This window comes from Novosphingobium sp. BL-52-GroH, assembly GCF_044813085.1.
Taxonomy (GTDB): domain Bacteria; phylum Pseudomonadota; class Alphaproteobacteria; order Sphingomonadales; family Sphingomonadaceae; genus Novosphingobium.
Genome location: NZ_CP171149.1, coordinates 217,156 through 233,612 on the forward strand (window position 1 = coordinate 217,156; position 16,457 = coordinate 233,612).

At 66.3% G+C, this 16,457-nt stretch carries 13 protein-coding genes; 7 read left to right on the forward strand and 6 right to left on the reverse strand.

The annotated features are described in order from the left end of the window. Positions 1–1,170 (reverse strand): efflux RND transporter periplasmic adaptor subunit, encoded by a 1,170-nt coding sequence (locus ACFFDA_RS01005; protein ID WP_404477724.1) that lies wholly within the window; start codon positions 1,168–1,170, stop codon positions 1–3. Between the two features lie 119 nt (positions 1,171–1,289). Here ACFFDA_RS01005 and ACFFDA_RS01010 point away from each other — a divergent pair, with 119 nt between their 5' ends. Both ACFFDA_RS01010 and ACFFDA_RS01015 read left to right on the forward strand, forming a co-directional pair. Beyond that, positions 1,290–1,886 (forward strand): TetR/AcrR family transcriptional regulator, encoded by a 597-nt coding sequence (locus ACFFDA_RS01010; RefSeq protein ID WP_404477725.1) that lies wholly within the window; start codon positions 1,290–1,292, stop codon positions 1,884–1,886. Positions 1,887–2,043: 157 nt separating this feature from the next. Then, positions 2,044–2,307, forward strand: a complete 264-nt coding sequence (locus tag ACFFDA_RS01015) for a hypothetical protein (RefSeq protein WP_404477726.1) — start codon at positions 2,044–2,046, stop codon at positions 2,305–2,307. A gap of 58 nt (positions 2,308–2,365) precedes the next feature. Here ACFFDA_RS01015 and ACFFDA_RS01020 read toward each other — a convergent pair whose 3' ends face one another. Both ACFFDA_RS01020 and ACFFDA_RS01025 read right to left on the reverse strand, forming a co-directional pair. Continuing rightward, on the reverse strand, positions 2,366–3,679 hold the full coding sequence (locus ACFFDA_RS01020) for an ATP-binding protein (protein WP_404477727.1): 1,314 nt from the start codon (positions 3,677–3,679) through the stop codon (positions 2,366–2,368). After that, entirely contained in the window at positions 3,676–4,410 is a 735-nt protein-coding gene (locus ACFFDA_RS01025) for a response regulator transcription factor (protein ID WP_404477728.1), read from the reverse strand. Before ACFFDA_RS01025 ends, ACFFDA_RS01020 begins: the two co-directional genes overlap by 4 nt. A gap of 85 nt (positions 4,411–4,495) precedes the next feature. On the opposite strand from ACFFDA_RS01025, the gene ACFFDA_RS01030 reads away from it, so the two are divergent. Genes ACFFDA_RS01030 through ACFFDA_RS01040 form a run of 3 tightly spaced genes read left to right on the forward strand, consistent with a single transcriptional unit; the run spans position 4,496 to position 9,056 of the window. Beyond that, positions 4,496–5,698 (forward strand): efflux RND transporter periplasmic adaptor subunit, encoded by a 1,203-nt coding sequence (locus ACFFDA_RS01030; RefSeq protein WP_404477729.1) that lies wholly within the window; start codon positions 4,496–4,498, stop codon positions 5,696–5,698. An 8-nt stretch (positions 5,699–5,706) separates the two neighbouring features. After that, entirely contained in the window at positions 5,707–7,656 is a 1,950-nt protein-coding gene (locus ACFFDA_RS01035) for a MacB family efflux pump subunit (protein ID WP_404477730.1), read from the forward strand. Positions 7,657–7,658: 2 nt separating this feature from the next. Then, positions 7,659–9,056, forward strand: coding sequence for an efflux transporter outer membrane subunit (locus ACFFDA_RS01040; RefSeq protein WP_404477731.1), 1,398 nt, complete (start codon positions 7,659–7,661; stop codon positions 9,054–9,056). A 15-nt stretch (positions 9,057–9,071) separates the two neighbouring features. On the opposite strand, the gene ACFFDA_RS01045 is transcribed toward ACFFDA_RS01040, so the two are convergent. Beyond that, entirely contained in the window at positions 9,072–9,926 is an 855-nt protein-coding gene (locus ACFFDA_RS01045; RefSeq protein WP_404477732.1) for an NAD(P)-dependent oxidoreductase, read from the reverse strand. A 69-nt stretch (positions 9,927–9,995) separates the two neighbouring features. On the opposite strand from ACFFDA_RS01045, the gene ACFFDA_RS01050 reads away from it, so the two are divergent. Together ACFFDA_RS01050 and ACFFDA_RS01055 are read left to right on the forward strand one after the other, a co-directional pair. After that, entirely contained in the window at positions 9,996–10,649 is a 654-nt protein-coding gene (locus tag ACFFDA_RS01050; protein WP_404477733.1) for a TetR/AcrR family transcriptional regulator, read from the forward strand. A 46-nt stretch (positions 10,650–10,695) separates the two neighbouring features. Then, on the forward strand, positions 10,696–11,577 hold the full coding sequence (locus ACFFDA_RS01055) for a Rossmann-like and DUF2520 domain-containing protein (RefSeq protein WP_404477734.1): 882 nt from the start codon (positions 10,696–10,698) through the stop codon (positions 11,575–11,577). Between the two features lie 80 nt (positions 11,578–11,657). Here ACFFDA_RS01055 and ACFFDA_RS01060 read toward each other — a convergent pair whose 3' ends face one another. Beyond that, positions 11,658–13,682, reverse strand: coding sequence for an MGH1-like glycoside hydrolase domain-containing protein (locus tag ACFFDA_RS01060; RefSeq protein ID WP_404477735.1), 2,025 nt, complete (start codon positions 13,680–13,682; stop codon positions 11,658–11,660). A gap of 164 nt (positions 13,683–13,846) precedes the next feature. Next, complete coding sequence (locus ACFFDA_RS01065) at positions 13,847–16,456, reverse strand: TonB-dependent receptor (protein ID WP_404477736.1); 2,610 nt, start codon at positions 16,454–16,456, stop codon at positions 13,847–13,849. Position 16,457: the final 1 nt, after the last annotated feature.

Sequence of the window (16,457 nt, forward strand, 5' to 3'; positions counted from 1 at the left end):
TTACTGCCCCTGTGCCGAGGATGGCGCCGACGGCTTGGCCGAAGCGCCGGTGCCGCCTTGCGCCTGGGCCGGCACGGGCTTCACGGCCGCTCCGGGACGCAGCATCTGAGCGCCGTCCACGACGACCTTGTCGCCCGGCTTGAGCCCGCCGGTGACGAGCCAGCTGGTGCCGACGGTGCGCGGTGCCGAGATCTTGCGCATCTCCAGCTTGTTCTGTGCGCCGACGACGAGCACCGTGGGATTGCCCTTCTCGTCGCGCGAGACGGCGCCTTGCGGTACGAGCAGGCCGTTGCTGCGGGTGCCCTCGACCAGTTCAGCCCGTACGTACATACCCGGGAGCAGGAGCCCGCGGGTATTCGGGAACTGCGCGCGCACGACCTGGCTGCCGGTTGTGGGATCGACGGTGACGTCGGTGAACTTGAGCACGCCTTCCTCGGCGTAAGTGCTGCCATCCTCCAGCTTCAGCTTGACCCTTGCCGCTCCGCCTTCGCGCGAAACTTCGCCCGACAGCATCTGTTGACGCAGCCGCAGCACGTCGGCGCTCGACTGCTGGATGTCCACGAAGATCGGATCGATCCGCTGGATCGTGGTGAGCGCGTCGGCCTGCGAGGCCGAAACGAGAGCGCCCGTGGTGTAGGTCGACCGTCCGATCCGGCCGGAGATCGGCGCACGGATCGTCGTGCGAGCCAAGTCGATCTGGGCGGAGCGCAGGGCCGCCTGCTGTGCGGCGACGTCGGCCTGGGCCTGTTGCGCGCTCACGGTCGCGTTTTCGGCATCCTGGCGCGAGATGGCGTTGATCTTCACCAGTTCGCCATAGCGGCGGGCCAGTGCCGCCGTCGACGCGATCGCGGCACGCGAACGGGCGAGAGCCGCGCGGGCGCTGGCGACTTGCGCCTCATAGGGGGCGGGATCGATGCGATAGAGCGCTTGGCCGGCGCGGACCTGGTCGCCTTCCGTGAACAGGCGCTGGAGGATCAACCCGTTGACCTGCGGCCGCACGTCGGACGTTTCATAGGCGCTCGTGCGGCCGGGAAGCTCCGAACTGAGGACGACGGCCTCCTCACGAACCGTCACCACTCCTACCGGGGGCGGACCGGCAGGCGCAGCCTGCTCTCCCCCGCCACCGCACGCGGACAGAAGCAGCACGAGGGCCGGGGTGATCTTTTTCATGGAGTCTATCCGCCAAGAGAGTTAAAGCGTGAGTGAGTGTTCACTCATGAATCAGGCGCTCTTTATTGCGTCGCAGCATCGATTGCAAGCCGGGAGCAGCAGTGACAAACGACGGAACAATGGAACGAAGCCGCGCTATCCGGTCGGCAGCACGCCGGCGGCACCTCCTCGAATCTGCTAGAACACTGTTCGTGGAAAAAGGTTTCCACCAAACCGGAATGGCGCAGATCGCCAACGCCTCAGGTATTGCCGTCGGGCAAATCTACCGCGATTTCGCGAACAAGGAGGCCATCATCGCAGCCATCTGCGAGGCGGACCTGACCGCCTGGCTGGAAGAGGACGTGCTGGAAGCAGCCGTGGATGCCGGTGACAGTGCGGCGATTCGCTCCTGGATAAACAGGATCGCCACCAACGAGCCACCGGAGGAGGATCGCCGCCTCATGTGCGAACTGCTTGCGGAAGTGGGTCGCAACCCGAGCATCGCCATCATCAACCGCAAAGCCGACGCGCGCTTGCGGATCAGTCTGGAAGCCGCTCTGCTCTCCCTGGCGCCTCGAACCTCGGCGCAGCGGCGCTCGACGATGATGGATCTCATCATATCGGTGTCGTGGGGTATGGTCGCCGGCATGCAACTGTTCCCACAGGAGGATCACTCGAGGCTGCGCGACTACATTGGCTCGCTTCTGGAACGGGAGGTTGCCGCGCTGGCCGATTGACCGCCTCGTGATCTCGCAATTGCGGAATAATATTTCGCGACGAACCCTATCCTGGCAGCGTTCTGACTGCTCGGCACCACTGGACAATGTTTGGCGATTATATCATCCTCCCACAGTGCAGGCCGAGGATACGGCCGCGTTAATAGGATGCTGAAACATGATCGAAAATAGCGATGTAGATCCGGGCGAGAAGGCGATGATCATTCTCCAGAGCCTGATCTGCTATCTGCGGGAAAAGAACGTCCTGTCGCGTGCCGACATCGAGGAACTGCGGGATCGCGTCGAAGCCCGCATAGCCGCTTCCGAGACCTCGCTGCCGTGCGCCGCCGCCATTGCCACGGCCGCCGCCACGGAAATGGCCGAACTCGACGACTATTGCGGCCGGAAATACGGTGGCAAGCACCGTCGCCGGGTGAACTGACCCGCGCATTCGTCGATAGCCGTGTGGACGCAAGCGGAAGGGAAAGCCTGGCCGCGGCTCACATCGGCTCTGCGGGAATGTGAAATTCGACCCTGAGGCCCCGCCCCGGCAGGTTGATGGCTTCGATTCGCCCCCGGTGCGCCGTCACCGCGCGGGAGGCAATGGCCAGCCCTAGCCCCAGGCCGGAACTTTCCGCCGGTCCCCGCACGAAGGGTTCGAACAGCGTTTCCACCAGTTCCGCCGGGACGCCCGGTCCTTCGTCGGTCACCGCAAGCTGGAATGCCCCCTCGACGGGAAGATAGACGGTGCGCACTTCGATCCGGCCATCCGCGGGGGAAAAGCGCAGTGCGTTGCGCACCACGTTCTCGATCGCCCGGCGCATGAGTTCGGAATTGCCGCGCATCGGCGGGCGCTCGTCCTCGCTTCCCGGCGCCTCGAAGCTGATCGCGATGTTCCTGGGCTGCGCTTCGTAGCGCGCGTCGGCGACAACGCTGGCAGCCACGCCGACCAGGTCGAAGTACTCGTCCCCGGGGTCCTGGTCGTTTTCGGCGCGCGCCAGCGTGAGCAGTTCGCCGACGAGATCATCCAGTCGTTCGACTTCGCGTTCCATGCGGTCCATGGCGCTTTCGATGCGGGCCGGGCTCTGCCGCGCGAGCGCGATCGCCAGTTGCAACCGCGCCAGCGGTGAGCGCAGCTCGTGCGAGACGTCGTGGAGCAATCGGTCGCGCCCTTGCACGAGTTGCTCGATCAGGCGGGCCATGCGGTCGAATTCGTGGGCCAGGTCGGCCACTTCGTCGCGCCGCGCACCGATGGCGGGCGAGACCCGCGTGGCGAGGTCACCCCGTGCGAGTCGTTCGAACCCCCGGCGCAAATGCCCGATCGGGGCGAGCAGATACCAAGCGAGCAGGCCGCTGAACAGCAGTCCGGCCCCCACGGCGGCGATCACCAGTTCGGGAGGAATGTTGAGCAGCCGCAGCGAACCATCGCGATGATAGCTGAACCGCAATAGGTATCCGGCTCCGGCGGGATCGCTCACCCGGCGCTCCAGCACTCCATATCCGTCTTTAGGCGGTGGCGCGGCCTCGTCGGTGGACAGGAGCTGCAACCGCTTGCGCGAATCCTCCGGCAGGTTCGGCAACATCGCCAGGTAGCGCGCGCGACCGCCGCTCGTGACCGCTTGCGCAGCGGCCTCCAGCACGGGTGGCCCGATGTGCCGGGTCATCAGGAACTCGGGCGGCTCGCGATCGCCGCGCAAGGCGAACAGCAGCCAGACGGCCTGGGTCATGATGACGAACGTGAGCAGGAAGGCGATCAGGATCTTCCAGAACAGGCGCCGTCCGGCGAGGCCCTGCCCGATCACCGCCCCGATCATTTCAGGCCCAGCCGATAACCGACGCCGCGAACCGTCTCCACACTCGCGTCACCCTGGGAAACCCCCTCCAGCTTGAGCCGAAGGTTGCTGACGTGGACATCCACGCTGCGATCGTACGTCTGGCGCGCGCGACCGAGGCCCCGCAACGACAGCTCGTCCTTGGTCGCCACCGCCTCCCCCACACGGGCGAGAACCAGAAGGATGTTGAACTCCGACGCCGTCAGTTCCACCGGCACGCCCCGCCAAAGGGCCTTGCGCGCGGCGACCTGGATGTCGAGCCCGCCCACAAGGATCACCCGCGCGTGGTCGTGCAGGGCGGGCTGGTGCCTGCGCAAGTTGGCGCGCAGCCGGGCCACGAGTTCGCGGGGGTAACAGGGCTTGGCGACGTAGTCGTCTGCGCCCAGCTCGAGGCCGATGACCTTGTCCACCTCGTCTCCGCGGGCGGAAAGCATGATGACGGGGACTTGGCTGGTCTCGCGCAAGGCCCGCAGCAGGTCGATGCCGTTGAGGCCGGGCAGCATGATGTCGAGAACCACCGCATCGTGCTCACCCGACAGCGCACGCGCCAGACCCCGGGTGCCGTCGGAGACGATCTCGATGCGGAAGCCTTCGCTTTCGAGATATTCGCCGAGCATGGTACCCAGTTCGTGATCGTCGTCGATCAACAGGATGCGTTTGGAGTCCTCGTCCACCGCTCCCTGATGGGCCAAGGCGCGCACCTTGTCAGCCACCGCCCGCCCGTCCTTACGAAAACTTTACAATCCCCTGTCGAAGTCTTTACCCAAAAGCGATCCGACCACGGTCATACCGGAGCCTATGTTCACCACTCGTCGCATCGTGATCGGTGGCGCCATTCTGGGCGCGTGTATTCTCCTTCTGGTCTGGAAGCTGTTCCTTTCCGGGCCTGCCGAACCGGACGTCGCGACCACCAAGGTCACGCGCGGGGCGATCGAGCACACCGTCGAGGCGACGGGCACGCTCGAACCGAAGGAACTGGTCAGCGTCGGCGCCCAGGTTTCGGGCCGGCTCGACGAGCTGAAGGTCGCGGTTGGCGACGTGGTGCACCAGGGCGACCTGATCGGCATGATCGACCCGCGCACCCAGACCAACAGCCTGGAGACGGCGCGCGCCGAAGTGGCCAACACGCAGGCCCAGCTCGCCGGAGCCAAGGCTACTCTGGCTCAGGCGCAACTGGCGTTCCGCCGCCAGCAGGCGCTGGGTTCGGGCGAGGCGACCTCGCAGCAGGACTTCGAGGCGGCACGGGCCACCCTGCAATCGGCGCAGGCAAGCTACGACGCGCTGCAGGCTCAGATCCGCTCGGCCAGCGTGAGCGTCGACACCGCGCAAGTGCAACTGGGCTACACCAAGATCACCGCGCCGATGGACGGCGTGGTCGTCGCCGTGGTCACCAAGCAGGGCCAGACCGTCAACGCCAACCAGTCGGCGCCGACGATCGTGATCCTGGCCAAGCTGGACGTGATGACGATCAAGGCTGAAGTCTCCGAGGCCGACGTCATCAACGTCAAGCCCGGCCTGCCCGTCTACTTCACGATCCTGGGCGACCCCGACAAGCGCTACGAGGCCAAGCTGCGCCTGATCGAGCCGGCGCCCGAATCGATCGTCGACGAAGTCAGTTCCAGCTCCAGCTCGTCCTCCTCCTCGAGCAGTTCCAGCAGCACCGCGATCTACTACAACGCCTTGTTCGAGGTGCCAAACGAGGACAACCGCCTGCGCGCGCTGATGACCGCCAAGGTCTCCATCGTCCTCGACCGACGCGCCAATGCGCTGACGATCCCCGCCACCGCGCTCGGCGCCAAGGGCAAGGACGGCAGCTACGCCGTGCGGGTCAAGACCGAGGACGGCGCGATCGAGAACCGCCAGGTCAAGGTCGGCCTCAACAACAACGTCAACGTCGAAGTGCTCTCCGGCCTCAGGGAAGGCGAGGCGGTGGTCATCGGCGAGGCTTCGGCGGACACCGCTTCGAGCAGCCGCCGGCGCATGGGCCCGCCGGGCTTCTGAGCCGCGTGATGGACCGCACCCCGCTTCTGTCGCTGTCGAAGGTCCGGCGCGAATACCCTTCGGGCGACGGCGTCTTCGCCGCGCTGAAGGACATCGACCTGACCATTCACGCCGGCGAGATGGTGGCGATCGTCGGCCAGTCCGGGTCGGGCAAGTCGACGTTGATGAACATCCTGGGCTGCCTCGACCGGCCAACCACAGGGTCTTACAAGGTCGATGGCCGTGACACGGGGAAGCTGGAGCCCGATGAGCTGGCAGCCCTGCGCCGCGAGCATTTCGGCTTCATCTTCCAGCGCTACCACCTGCTCACCGACCTCTCCGCCCTCGGCAACGTCGAGGTTCCGGCGGTCTATGCCGGCAAGCCGCGCGGCGAACGCAATGCGCGGGCCGAACGACTGCTCGCCCGCCTCGGCCTTGGCGAGCGCACGAGGCATCGGCCGGGCCAGCTTTCGGGCGGCCAGCAGCAGCGCGTCTCGATCGCGCGCGCGCTGATGAACGGCGGCGAGGTGATCTTCGCCGACGAGCCGACCGGCGCGCTCGACAGTGCCAGCGGCACCGAGGTCATGGCGATCCTGGGCGAACTCCACGCCGAGGGTCATACGGTCATCATCGTCACCCACGACATGCACGTCGCGGAACACGCCGAGCGCATCATCGAGATCCGCGACGGCGAGATCATCGACGATCGCCACAAGAACGAGACCCGGATCGCCCCCGCCCTTCCCGCCCCGCCGGAAGGCACCAGCGGTATGCAGCAGCTCGCCGATCGCTTTCGCGAGGCCTTCCGCATGGCGGTACTGGCGATGTCGGCGCACAAGCTGCGCACCTTCCTGACGATGCTGGGAATCATCATCGGCATCGCCTCGGTGGTCTCGGTCGTAGCGCTGGGCAAGGGCTCGCAGGAACAGATCCTCTCCGACATCTCCAGCCTGGGCACCAGCACCCTGACGGTCTATCCCGGCAAGAGCTTCGGCGACATGCGATCGGGCAAGATCCAGACCCTGAAGGATTCCGATGCCGAGGCCCTGTCGCAGTTGTCCTATGTCGACAGCGTGACGCCCAGCGTCTCCACCAGCGTCACCGCGCGCTACCGCAACGTGGCCGCCACCGCCAACGTCAGCGGTGTGGGGGCGGACTATTTTCGGGTACGCGGCCTCACGCTGATCTCCGGCAGCCTGTTCGATGCGCAGAGCGTGCGCGAACTGGCGCAGGACGTCGTCATCGACGAGAATACCCGCAAAACCCTGTTCCCCACCGGCGAGGAGCCGTTGGGCAAAGTCGTCCTGCTCGGCAAGGTTCCGGCCCGCATCGTGGGCGTGGTCGGCACGCAACAGCAGGGCTTCGGCGGGAGCGACAGCCTGACCGCCTACGTGCCCTACACCACCGCGATGAGCCGGATGCTGGGCCAGTCCTACGTTTCGAGCATCACCGTGCGCATCAGCGACAACACCTCCACCTCCGCAGCCGAAGCGGCCGTGACGCAATTGCTTACACAGCGCCACGGCACCGTGGACTTCTTCATCAGCAACTCCGACGACATCCGCGCCACCATCACCAGCGCCACCCAGACGATGACGCTGCTGGTGGCCGCGATTGCGGTAATCTCGCTGATCGTGGGCGGGATCGGGGTAATGAACATCATGCTCGTCTCCGTCACAGAGCGCACTGCCGAGATCGGGGTGCGCATGGCGGTGGGCGCCCGCCAGTCGGACATCCTCCAACAGTTCCTCATCGAGGCGATCCTGGTCTGCCTGATCGGCGGGGTGATCGGCGTGCTGCTGTCGCTGTCGGTCGGGGTGATCTTCTCGCTGTCGGGCGCGAGCTTCCAGATGGCGTATTCAACCACCTCGATCGTCGCCGCCTTCGCGTGTTCCACCATGATCGGCGTCGTCTTCGGCTTCCTGCCGGCGCGCCGTGCCGCCCGGCTCGACCCGGTCGACGCCCTTTCGAGAGACTGACCGTGCGACAGCCCAACAAGCCCCTGCGCCTTCGCATGCTCGCCGTTCTGGCGCTCGTCCCGCTCGCAGCGGCCTGCGGCGGACTAGTGCGCAAGCCCTATGCCGCGCCGGCCGTGCCGGTCGCGGCGGGCTGGGACGCGAGCCCGCTTGGCGATCCGCACAAGACCGGCGGCCCGTGGTGGAACGAGTTCGGCGATACGAGCCTGTCCTCCCTTGTCGAGCAGGTGCTGGCGACCAACGCCGACCTCGCGGCCGCCGGCCTGCGGCTCAAGCGCGCACGCCTGTCGTCCGATCTGGCCCGCCAGGCGCTGCTGCCCAGCTTCTCGGCCGGACTGTCCTCCGACGCATCGAAGGCGCTGGAAGGCAATTCCGCCTGGAACAAGAGCAGCGCGGCGTCGCTGGGCACGTCGTGGGAAATCGACCTGTTCGGCAAGCTCGACGCACAGGCCGACGCCGCGCGCTGGGAAGCACAGGCGACCGCGCAGGACCTTGCCGAAACGCGCCTTTCGCTGGTCAGCACGACCGTGCAGGCCTGGTGGCAACTGGGCTATGCCAACGAACAGATCGCGCTGGGCGAACAGAGTATCGCCTACGTGAAGCGCGCGCTTAGCCTCGTCCAGCGCCAGTACGACGCAGGCGCCGTCTCGCGCCTGGAACTACGCGACGCGCAGCAGACCGTCGCGGCGCAGGAGGCCTCGCAGACGCAGCTCGTCCAGGCCCGCGTCGAAGCGATCAAGGCGATCGCCGCCCTGCTCGACCGGCAGGGTTACGAAGGCGCGGAACTGGTCACCCTGCCCCAGCGCGACTTGCCGGCCATAGACGCCGGCGTCCCGGCCACGTTGCTGGCCCGCCGCCCCGACCTCGCCGCTGCCGAACTGCGCCTGCGCTCGACGCTGGCGACCAGCGACGCGACGGTAGCCAGCTACTATCCCTCCTTCAGCCTGACCGGAGCGCTAGGCACGGCGAGCGCTTCCCTGCTGAAGTTCTTCAGCAACCCGGCAGCAAGCATAGGCGCCGCCCTGTCGCTACCCGAACTGAACCCCGCCAAAGTGCGACTCGCAACGGGCATCGCCCGGGCAGACTACGAAATCGCCGTCGAGGATTTCCGCCAGACGTTCTACGACGCCCTGCGCGATACGCAGATCACCCTGTCGGCCCGGGACCAGTACATCCGGCAGGCGCAGTTCCTCCAGGCCAACTACGCCGCCGCGCAGGATGCCGAAGCGCTCTACGAACGCCAGTACCGCAACGGTTTCATCCCGCTGCGAAGCTGGCTGGACGCGCAGGAACGCTTGCGCACCGCGCGTAGCAGCCTCGTCCAGAACCGCTACAACCAGCTCGCCGCGCAAGTGCAGGTCTACCAGGCGCTGGGTGGAGATGTGGCGGCGCCCGGCACGTAACCGTGCGGGCGCACGTCAGTTTGCAAGCAGATTTTCCGCCATCGCCGACCAGTCATCGTCGCTGCGCCCTGCAGCGAGCGCCGCGCTCATCTGGCCGTGGACCGCGTCGAGCATCGGCAGCACTTTGCCCGAGGCATCGCCCGCCGCAGTTGCGAGCCGCAGGTCCTTGAGCCCCAGTGCGAGCCGGAAGCCGGGCTCGTAGTCGCCTGAAACGATCTTGCCCGCGTAGTTCTCGTAGGCGCGGCAGCCGAACAGGGTCTGGGTCATGAGGTCCAGGAAAGCTCCGCGCTCGACTCCGTGCGCCTCGGTGATCGCCACCGCCTCGGCCATCGCCTCGATGGCCATCGCGATCATCATGTTGCCGGCCACCTTGGAGGCATTGGCCGCCCTTGGGTGCTCCCCCATCGTGAAGACGCGGCGGCCGATGACCTCGAACAGGGGTGCAACCCTGGCGATCGAGTCGGAAGCGCCGGCCGCGATGATGTTGAGCTGCGCGGCCTCGGCAACCTCGGGACGGCCGAAGACCGGCGCCGAGACATAGCCCAGGCCCTGGGCCGCATGGACTTGTGCCAGTTCATCGGCGAACCCGACGGAAATGGTGGCGGCAACGACATGGACCAGCCCTTGGCGCGCACGCGACAGCAGGTCGCCATCCAGCACGACCTCGCGGATCGCGGCGTCATCCGACAGCATCGTGAAGACCACGTCCGCGTCGAACGCCTCTTGCGGTGTTGCAACGATCACGCCGTTCGGCACAGCGTCCGCGGGCACCGGAGAGCGATTCCAGGCACGGACGCGGTGACCGGCCCTACCCAGGTTCGAGGCCATGGCCAGCCCCATGCGGCCAAGGCCGACGAATCCAATGTCCATGTGGCTTCTCTTTCTCGTCGGGGAACCCGGAGGCGGCCGGCACGCCAACTCCAAGTTCGCTGGTAATTTTTGAACGACCGCTACATATATGACGAACGCAGTCCTTCAAGAGGTTTTATAGTGGTTGCTAATTTAAGTGCGACGAGGGGTAGGCCACGCGCCTTCGATCCCGATCGTGCGCTGGCGACCGGCGAAGCGCTTTTCCATGAAAAGGGGTACGAGGCCGTGGGCCTTGCCGCGCTGACGAAAGCCATGGGCATCAACCCGCCGAGCTTCTACGCGGCCTTCGGCAGCAAGGCTGCATTTTTCGAACGGGTCCTCAAGCGCTACTGCGCCTCGGGCCTGCCGCTTGAGGCCACGTTCCTGCCCGGCCGGACGGCGATCGAGGCGATCCACGAGCTGTTGGCGAACGCCGCCGACAGATACGCCGCGGATCCTTCTCGCCGCGGATGCCTGGTGCTCGAAGCGGCGCGCTCTGCTCCGGACGGCGAGGCCGCAAGCGTCGCCCGCGCCGCCGCTCAGGGGCGCCGCGATACGATCCGGGCCTTTGTGGCGCAGTCTCACCCCGAGATGGCAGAAGCCGTAACCGACATGGTTGTCGCAACCATGTCCGGCATGTCCGCCGGCGCGCGCGAAGGCTGGGACGCCGGCCGGCTGTCCGGCATCGCACGGATCGCGCTGATGGGTATCGCGGCGCAACTCGAAAGTGCAGCAGCCGCGTGAAAGAGCCGGGATGGCGTGAAAGCGATCGGCGCGGTATTCGCCCGGGATGACAGATAGCCCCATCATCCAGCGGCTCGGCATCGTCGGAACCGGCCGGGCGGCACGCGCCTTCGCCGTGGGCCTCGGACCGCATTCCGCCTCGCCTCCCGCAGTTTGGGGGCGCGACCCGGCAAAGCGGGAGCACGCTGCCTTCGAAATCGGGCGATCTACGCCGTTCGAGGACCTGCCGGACCTTGCGTCCGCCTGCGACGTTATCATCATCGCGGTCGCGGACGATGCGATTCCCACGATCGTCGAAGAGCTGGCCCGGGCATGGCCAACCGGCCGCGCCTCCCTTGCGTTCCACCTCAGCGGCAGGAGCGGAGCGGCCATCCTCGCACCATTGCACGAACGAGGCGCACGCACGGCGGCGGTTCATCCCGCCATGACTTTCACCGGCGATCCACGGATCGAGGTGGAGCGCATGGCCGGCGCTCATTTCGCCGTCACCGCATCGAGCGGGGAAGCGACCGACCAGGCCCATGCCCTCGTCCGGGCACTGGGTGGGTTGCCCTTCGACATCGACGAGCAGCAACGCACGCTCTATCACGCCGCGCTGAGCCATGGTGCCAACCACCTCGTCACGTTGCTTGCAGGCGCGATGCGGGCACTGCGCGCAGCCGGCGCCGCAGAGCCGGGAGCCTTGCTTGCGCCATTGGTACGCGCGGCGCTCGAAAACAGCCTGGAACGCGGGATGGGCGCGCTCTCCGGCCCTGTGTTGCGTGGGGACGCAGAAACGATCTCCGGCCATCTAGCAGCACTGCAGGCCGATTGCCCGGAGCTTCTGGGTGCCTATTGCGCGATGGCCGCCGCAACCATCGATGAACTGGAACGGCAAGGTTCGCCGCATCCGCGCGCCGCCATTCGCGCGATTCTCAAACGGTCGTAGAGTTTGATCCACACACGGGGCATCGGCACTGCCCCGTGTGTGGATCAACCCGCCGCCACCGCCTTCGGCCCGGCCAATCCCTAACGCGCAAAGGCCTTCAGTTCGGCCAGGCGGATCGCATTGCCGGCCGCCGGGCGCATGGTCACGCGAATGCGGTCCGTTTCGATGGCGGGCCACTCGACCTGGGTGATGCCGTTGGCGACCGCGACCACCGGGGCCGAGAGCTTGCGCCAGCGACCTGCCTGCCATGCTTCCACCACGACGTCCCTTGGCGCGGAAAATCGCCTGTCGTCAGAAAAGAACGCCAGTTCGGCGCGGCGAAGCGTAACTCTGCGACCAAAGTCCAGAGCGTACCATTGCGGCTTGGTGGAAGGCACCGAATCCCAGCCATTGGGCAGTTCCGGGTAGAACCACGCACGCCCGTCGACCGCGTCGTGGAGCTTTTCCGCGTCCGCGCCCGACGACGCACTGGCCTTGGGCCAGCCGGATCGCACCAGTTGGACGGCCAGGTTCTCGGCCCGTGCAATCGGCGCGTTGGCCTTGCGCGCCACCGGCACTTCGAGCCGGCCAAGGTCGGTGCGGTGAGCGACTTCGCGGCCATCCACTTCGATCGCGAGTCCCCGGCCCCGCCTATAGCGCGTGCCGGTCGCGTCCCAGGTGACCGAAACCTGATGTCCATGATACGGCACCCGCTCGATGCGGAACCAGTCCAGCGCCTGCGGGTCGCCGCCTGCGGGCAGCAGCGGGTTCACTTCCAGCACGTCGTCGGCGCGCGGACGGATGCCGACGAGGCCGGTCAGGATCAGATCCACGTACCCGGAATGGAAATAGTGATGGCTGCGGTCCAGCCCGACGATCGGCTTGCCGGTTTCGGGATCGTAGTCCTCTTCGAGGTCGAGGCGCTGCCCCTGGTAGTGCAACTGCGTGTACTGGCGCAGCGCATGCATCCAGTCGCTGCGGGTCGCGGGACCGTGCTGGTCGTAATGATCGAGCAGGTTGGCCATGGCGGTCAGCACCTGCGTCGTCTGGTATGGCCAGATCGGTCCGTTCCACTGGCATTCGGGGTCCGGCCCGAGGTAGCGGTACTGGCGCATGTAGTATTCGTAGCTCTTCTCGACCGTGCGCATCCCCGCGCCGCCGGCGAGCGAGGCGGGATCGAGCAAGTGCTCCCACGCCTTCGAATACCTGGCCTCGTCGGGCACGAGGTCGAACATCCACGGCAGGTAGCCGACGAGTTCGCGATTGCGGATGGGCTCCCAGTACCGGACGTGTTCGTTGGAAAACTGATGGCGGTCGGTGAAGTGGCCGAGCGCCGGGTTCCACAAGTCTGCCAGCACCCGCGCGCGGAGCGCTTGCGCGCGATCGTCGTATTCCTTCGCCATCGCCGTATCGCCCGCCATCTGCGCCATGCGGGACAGCGCGCGGGCGTTGGCGAACATATAGGCGTTGACCGAAGGCCGGAACGCGTCGCCACCCCGGAACCCGTCCTTTCCGCCCGAGGCGTCGATCGAGGACACGGTGTATTCGGTCGCATCCAGCAGCGGCTCTACGAAGTAGAGGCCCTTGGAGAAGTCGAACTTCTCGTCCCACAGGCGGTAGACGTGGCGCATCGTCTGCAGGTGCGCAAGGAGCGCATCGCGGTCACCATCGACGAGGTAGCGGCCCCAGACCGCGTCGGCCATGTGGTCGGTGAAATGGCGGTCGTTCCCGCCTTCGTACATGAAATCGATGTAGTCGCCGGTGAAGCGGCGGTCGTTCAGCCAGCGTCCCTCGGCGATGTGGAAGCCGCTGGCGTCGTTGAGGCTGGCGTAAGGTTCGCGCTGCCAGTCGACGTCGTCGGCGAACTCGGTGGTGATGTAGCCTTGCGCGCCGAGATCGCGCTGGTGCGCGCGGAACAGGCCCCAGCGGTAGTAGTAGACCGCATCGATCTTCGGATCGGCGGATTCGAAGAAGGGGATGCGGCTTTCATACCAGGGCGCATCGTTGCCGAAGCGGGCCTTGGCGATGGCAGGGATGTCGAGCGCAGGCTCAGCCGGTGGAGGTGGTGCCGCCGCCGTTGCGAGCAGTGCCGCTGCGGCGAGGATCGACCGGGCATTCTTGCGCATCTCGTCCCCTTCAGCTCGTGCCGTATCCCTAAGTCGGTATCACACACGATATTCAGGCGGCCGCTCGCCGGGCGTGTCGGGAGAGGAAGGAACCCGGGAGAGCGGCCGCCCAGGGCAAGGTGCATGACGGAATGGCAATAACGCCGCGCACCCTGCCGAGTGGATCAGAACTTGAAACGCGCGCCCACTTCGAAAGTGCGATCATACGTGCGCGTATCGCGCGGGGTGTTCGAGTAGAGGCCCGATTCCGCGTTCAGGCCCTTGAACCGGTCCTGATAGGTGCGGTCGGTCAGGTTGGTGGCGTCGAACGTCACCGTGAAGGCCGGCGTCACGTCGTAGCTGACCGACAGGTCGAGCTGGCCGGTGGGGTCCGCCACGATCGAACCGGCCTGCACGCCGCCCGAGGTGTAGCTGTCCACGAAGCTCGACCGCCAGTTGTAGGCCAGGCGCGCCGAGATGCCGTACTTCTCGTAGATCGCCACAAGGTTGTACGAATACTTCGAGACGTTCACCAGACGCTGGGTGCCGCCATTCAGCGGATCGTCGTTCTTGCCCTCAATGTAGGTGCCGTTGATCTGGGCACCCAGACCGCCCAGCGCGCCGGGCAGGAAGTCGAAGAACTGCTGGTAGGCCAGCTCGATACCCTTGAGCGTGCCCTGTACCCCGCGCGGACGGCTGACCTGCCACTCCAGCCCGTTATAGATCTCTCGCTCGGAATAGGTCTGGATGTAGCCGTCGAACTTGCGATAGAACGCCGCCGCGGTGATCGAGGTGGTACGGCTGACGTAGTATTCGAGCGTCGCGTCGTAAGCCTTGGACTCGATCGGCGCGAGGTCGGGGTTGCCGCCGCTGCCGGTGCCCGCAACGCTCCCGGGGCCGGTCGCGCCGCTGGGCACGTAGGTCACCAGCGGATTGAGGTCGGCGAAGTTCGGACGGGTCAGCGTCTTGCCCGCCGCCAGGCGCAGCTTCAGGTTGTCGGCAAGACCGAAGCGGATGTTGATGCTGGGCAGCACGTCGACGTAGTTCTGCTTGCTCGACACGCCGTTGCCCGCAAGGTTCTGGACGGTGTTGACCACGCGCGCGCCGACCACGCCGTCCACCGGCATCGAACCGATGTCGAAGCGATAAGCAGCCTGACCGTAGAACGCATAGGTCTTCTCGACGTCGGAGAAGGCCAGTTCGGGGGTATAGGCGCGCTCGCCGGCAAGCTGGCCGAACCAGCCGCGCACGGTGTCGCTGTTGTCCAGCAGGTAATCGCCGTCCGCCACGATGAACCGGCCGACGCCCGCCTTGCCCTTGACCAGACCGCCCGGCGACAGCGTCACCAGTCCGTCAGGAAGGGTGCTGACGGCGACCGGATCGCTGGCGGCGAGGCCGATCGAAGCGGTCGCCTGCGAATTCACGTCGCGGTTGGTGTAGCGGGCACCGATCTTGAACGCGGACAGGAAGCCGTCGTCGAAGCGGTGCTCGAGGTCGGCGCGCCATGCCCACTGCTCACTGACCGCGAGGCTGTGGTTGTCGAACAGCGTACGCAGCGTGAAGTTGGACGCATCGGTCATGTCCACGCCCTGAATGTCGACATACGGCGTGCCGCCGTTGTCGAAGCTGTACGTGGCGCTCGGCGCGTTGAACGAGAAGTCGACAATCATGTTGCGATTCTTGAGCTTGCTGCGGTTGTACGTCAGCTCGGTCGTGATCGTCGTGTTGTCGTCGGCATCGTACTTCAGGCCGCCGTTGACCTGATAGGTCGTGGTGCGGTCCTGATAGGCCTGCTTGCTGGTGATGGTGTAAAGGTTCTCGCCGGTGACGGCGCTCGCCAGTTCGGGGTTATCGGCATACGGCGTGATCGACGTGACCGTGCCCAGCTTGGGCAGACCGACGAAGAAGCTGGTGTCGTAGCGGTTCTTGTACTGCGTATAGAGGCCGTCGACATAGACTTCGAGGTTGTGCGCCGGACGCCACTGGAACGAGGCGTTGTAGGCCATGCGCCGACGGTCGCCCTCGCTGTAGAGGCCGCCGACGGTGTCGGGCACGCCGATATCTTCGCCGGTGTCCGGATCGGCCATGTTGGTCGAGGTCTGGTTGAAGGCCGTGTTGTCCTCGTACCGGCGGCGGTTGTACGAGGCCGAGAGCATCAGCCCCATTTCGCCGATCGCGGTGTCCCAGCGATCGGCGACGAGCAGGTTGCCGAGGTAGCCCCACTTGTCCGACTGGTCCGAATAGACGGCGCGACCGCCACCGGCGATCTCGAGGCCGTCGAAGTCAAACGGACGGCGCAGGCGCACGTCGATCACGCCGGCGACGCCGCCCTCGACGAGGTCGGGCGTGCTGGTCTTGTAGACGTCGACGCCGGCGAGCAGTTCGGCCGGGATGTCCTGCAGCGAAACGCCGCGTCCGGTGCCGGTGAACGCTTCGCGGCCGTTGAGCAGGGTGGCGGTGTTGGGCAGACCGCGGATGAGCACGGTACCGGCCTCGCCCGCGCCGCGCGTCACCTGGACGCCCGTCACGCGCTGCAGCGCGTCGGACACCGTGTTGTCGGGGAGCTTGCCGATGTCCTGGGCCACGATCGAATCGACGATCTGGACCGAATTTTCCTTGATCCGTTGTGCGCTTGCCAGCGAAGCGCGAACGCCGGTGACGATGATGTCCTCGGCAGATGCGCCCCCGTCGCTCACGGCAGCGTCTTGCGGTGCCGCGTCCTGTGCATGGGCGATGCCCGAGAGGGCCAACGCGAGAACGGATGCGGTGCAGAACGTGAATGGCTTGGGTGCCATG

What these genes read in the sequence shown, in the direction of transcription:
- ACFFDA_RS01045 (WP_404477732.1), bottom strand. Translation starts at nt 9,926, where the DNA reads ATGGACATTGGATTCGTCGGCCTTGGCCGCATGGGGCTGGCCATGGCC.
- ACFFDA_RS01010 (WP_404477725.1), top strand. Translation starts at nt 1,290, where the DNA reads ATGGAACGAAGCCGCGCTATCCGGTCGGCAGCACGCCGGCGGCACCTC.
- ACFFDA_RS01055 (WP_404477734.1), top strand. Translation starts at nt 10,696, where the DNA reads ATGACAGATAGCCCCATCATCCAGCGGCTCGGCATCGTCGGAACCGGC.
- ACFFDA_RS01005 (WP_404477724.1), bottom strand. Translation starts at nt 1,170, where the DNA reads ATGAAAAAGATCACCCCGGCCCTCGTGCTGCTTCTGTCCGCGTGCGGT.
- ACFFDA_RS01020 (WP_404477727.1), bottom strand. Translation starts at nt 3,679, where the DNA reads ATGATCGGGGCGGTGATCGGGCAGGGCCTCGCCGGACGGCGCCTGTTC.
- ACFFDA_RS01065 (WP_404477736.1), bottom strand. Translation starts at nt 16,456, where the DNA reads ATGGCACCCAAGCCATTCACGTTCTGCACCGCATCCGTTCTCGCGTTG.
- ACFFDA_RS01015 (WP_404477726.1), top strand. Translation starts at nt 2,044, where the DNA reads ATGATCGAAAATAGCGATGTAGATCCGGGCGAGAAGGCGATGATCATT.
- ACFFDA_RS01030 (WP_404477729.1), top strand. Translation starts at nt 4,496, where the DNA reads ATGTTCACCACTCGTCGCATCGTGATCGGTGGCGCCATTCTGGGCGCG.
- ACFFDA_RS01035 (WP_404477730.1), top strand. Translation starts at nt 5,707, where the DNA reads ATGGACCGCACCCCGCTTCTGTCGCTGTCGAAGGTCCGGCGCGAATAC.
- ACFFDA_RS01060 (WP_404477735.1), bottom strand. Translation starts at nt 13,682, where the DNA reads ATGCGCAAGAATGCCCGGTCGATCCTCGCCGCAGCGGCACTGCTCGCA.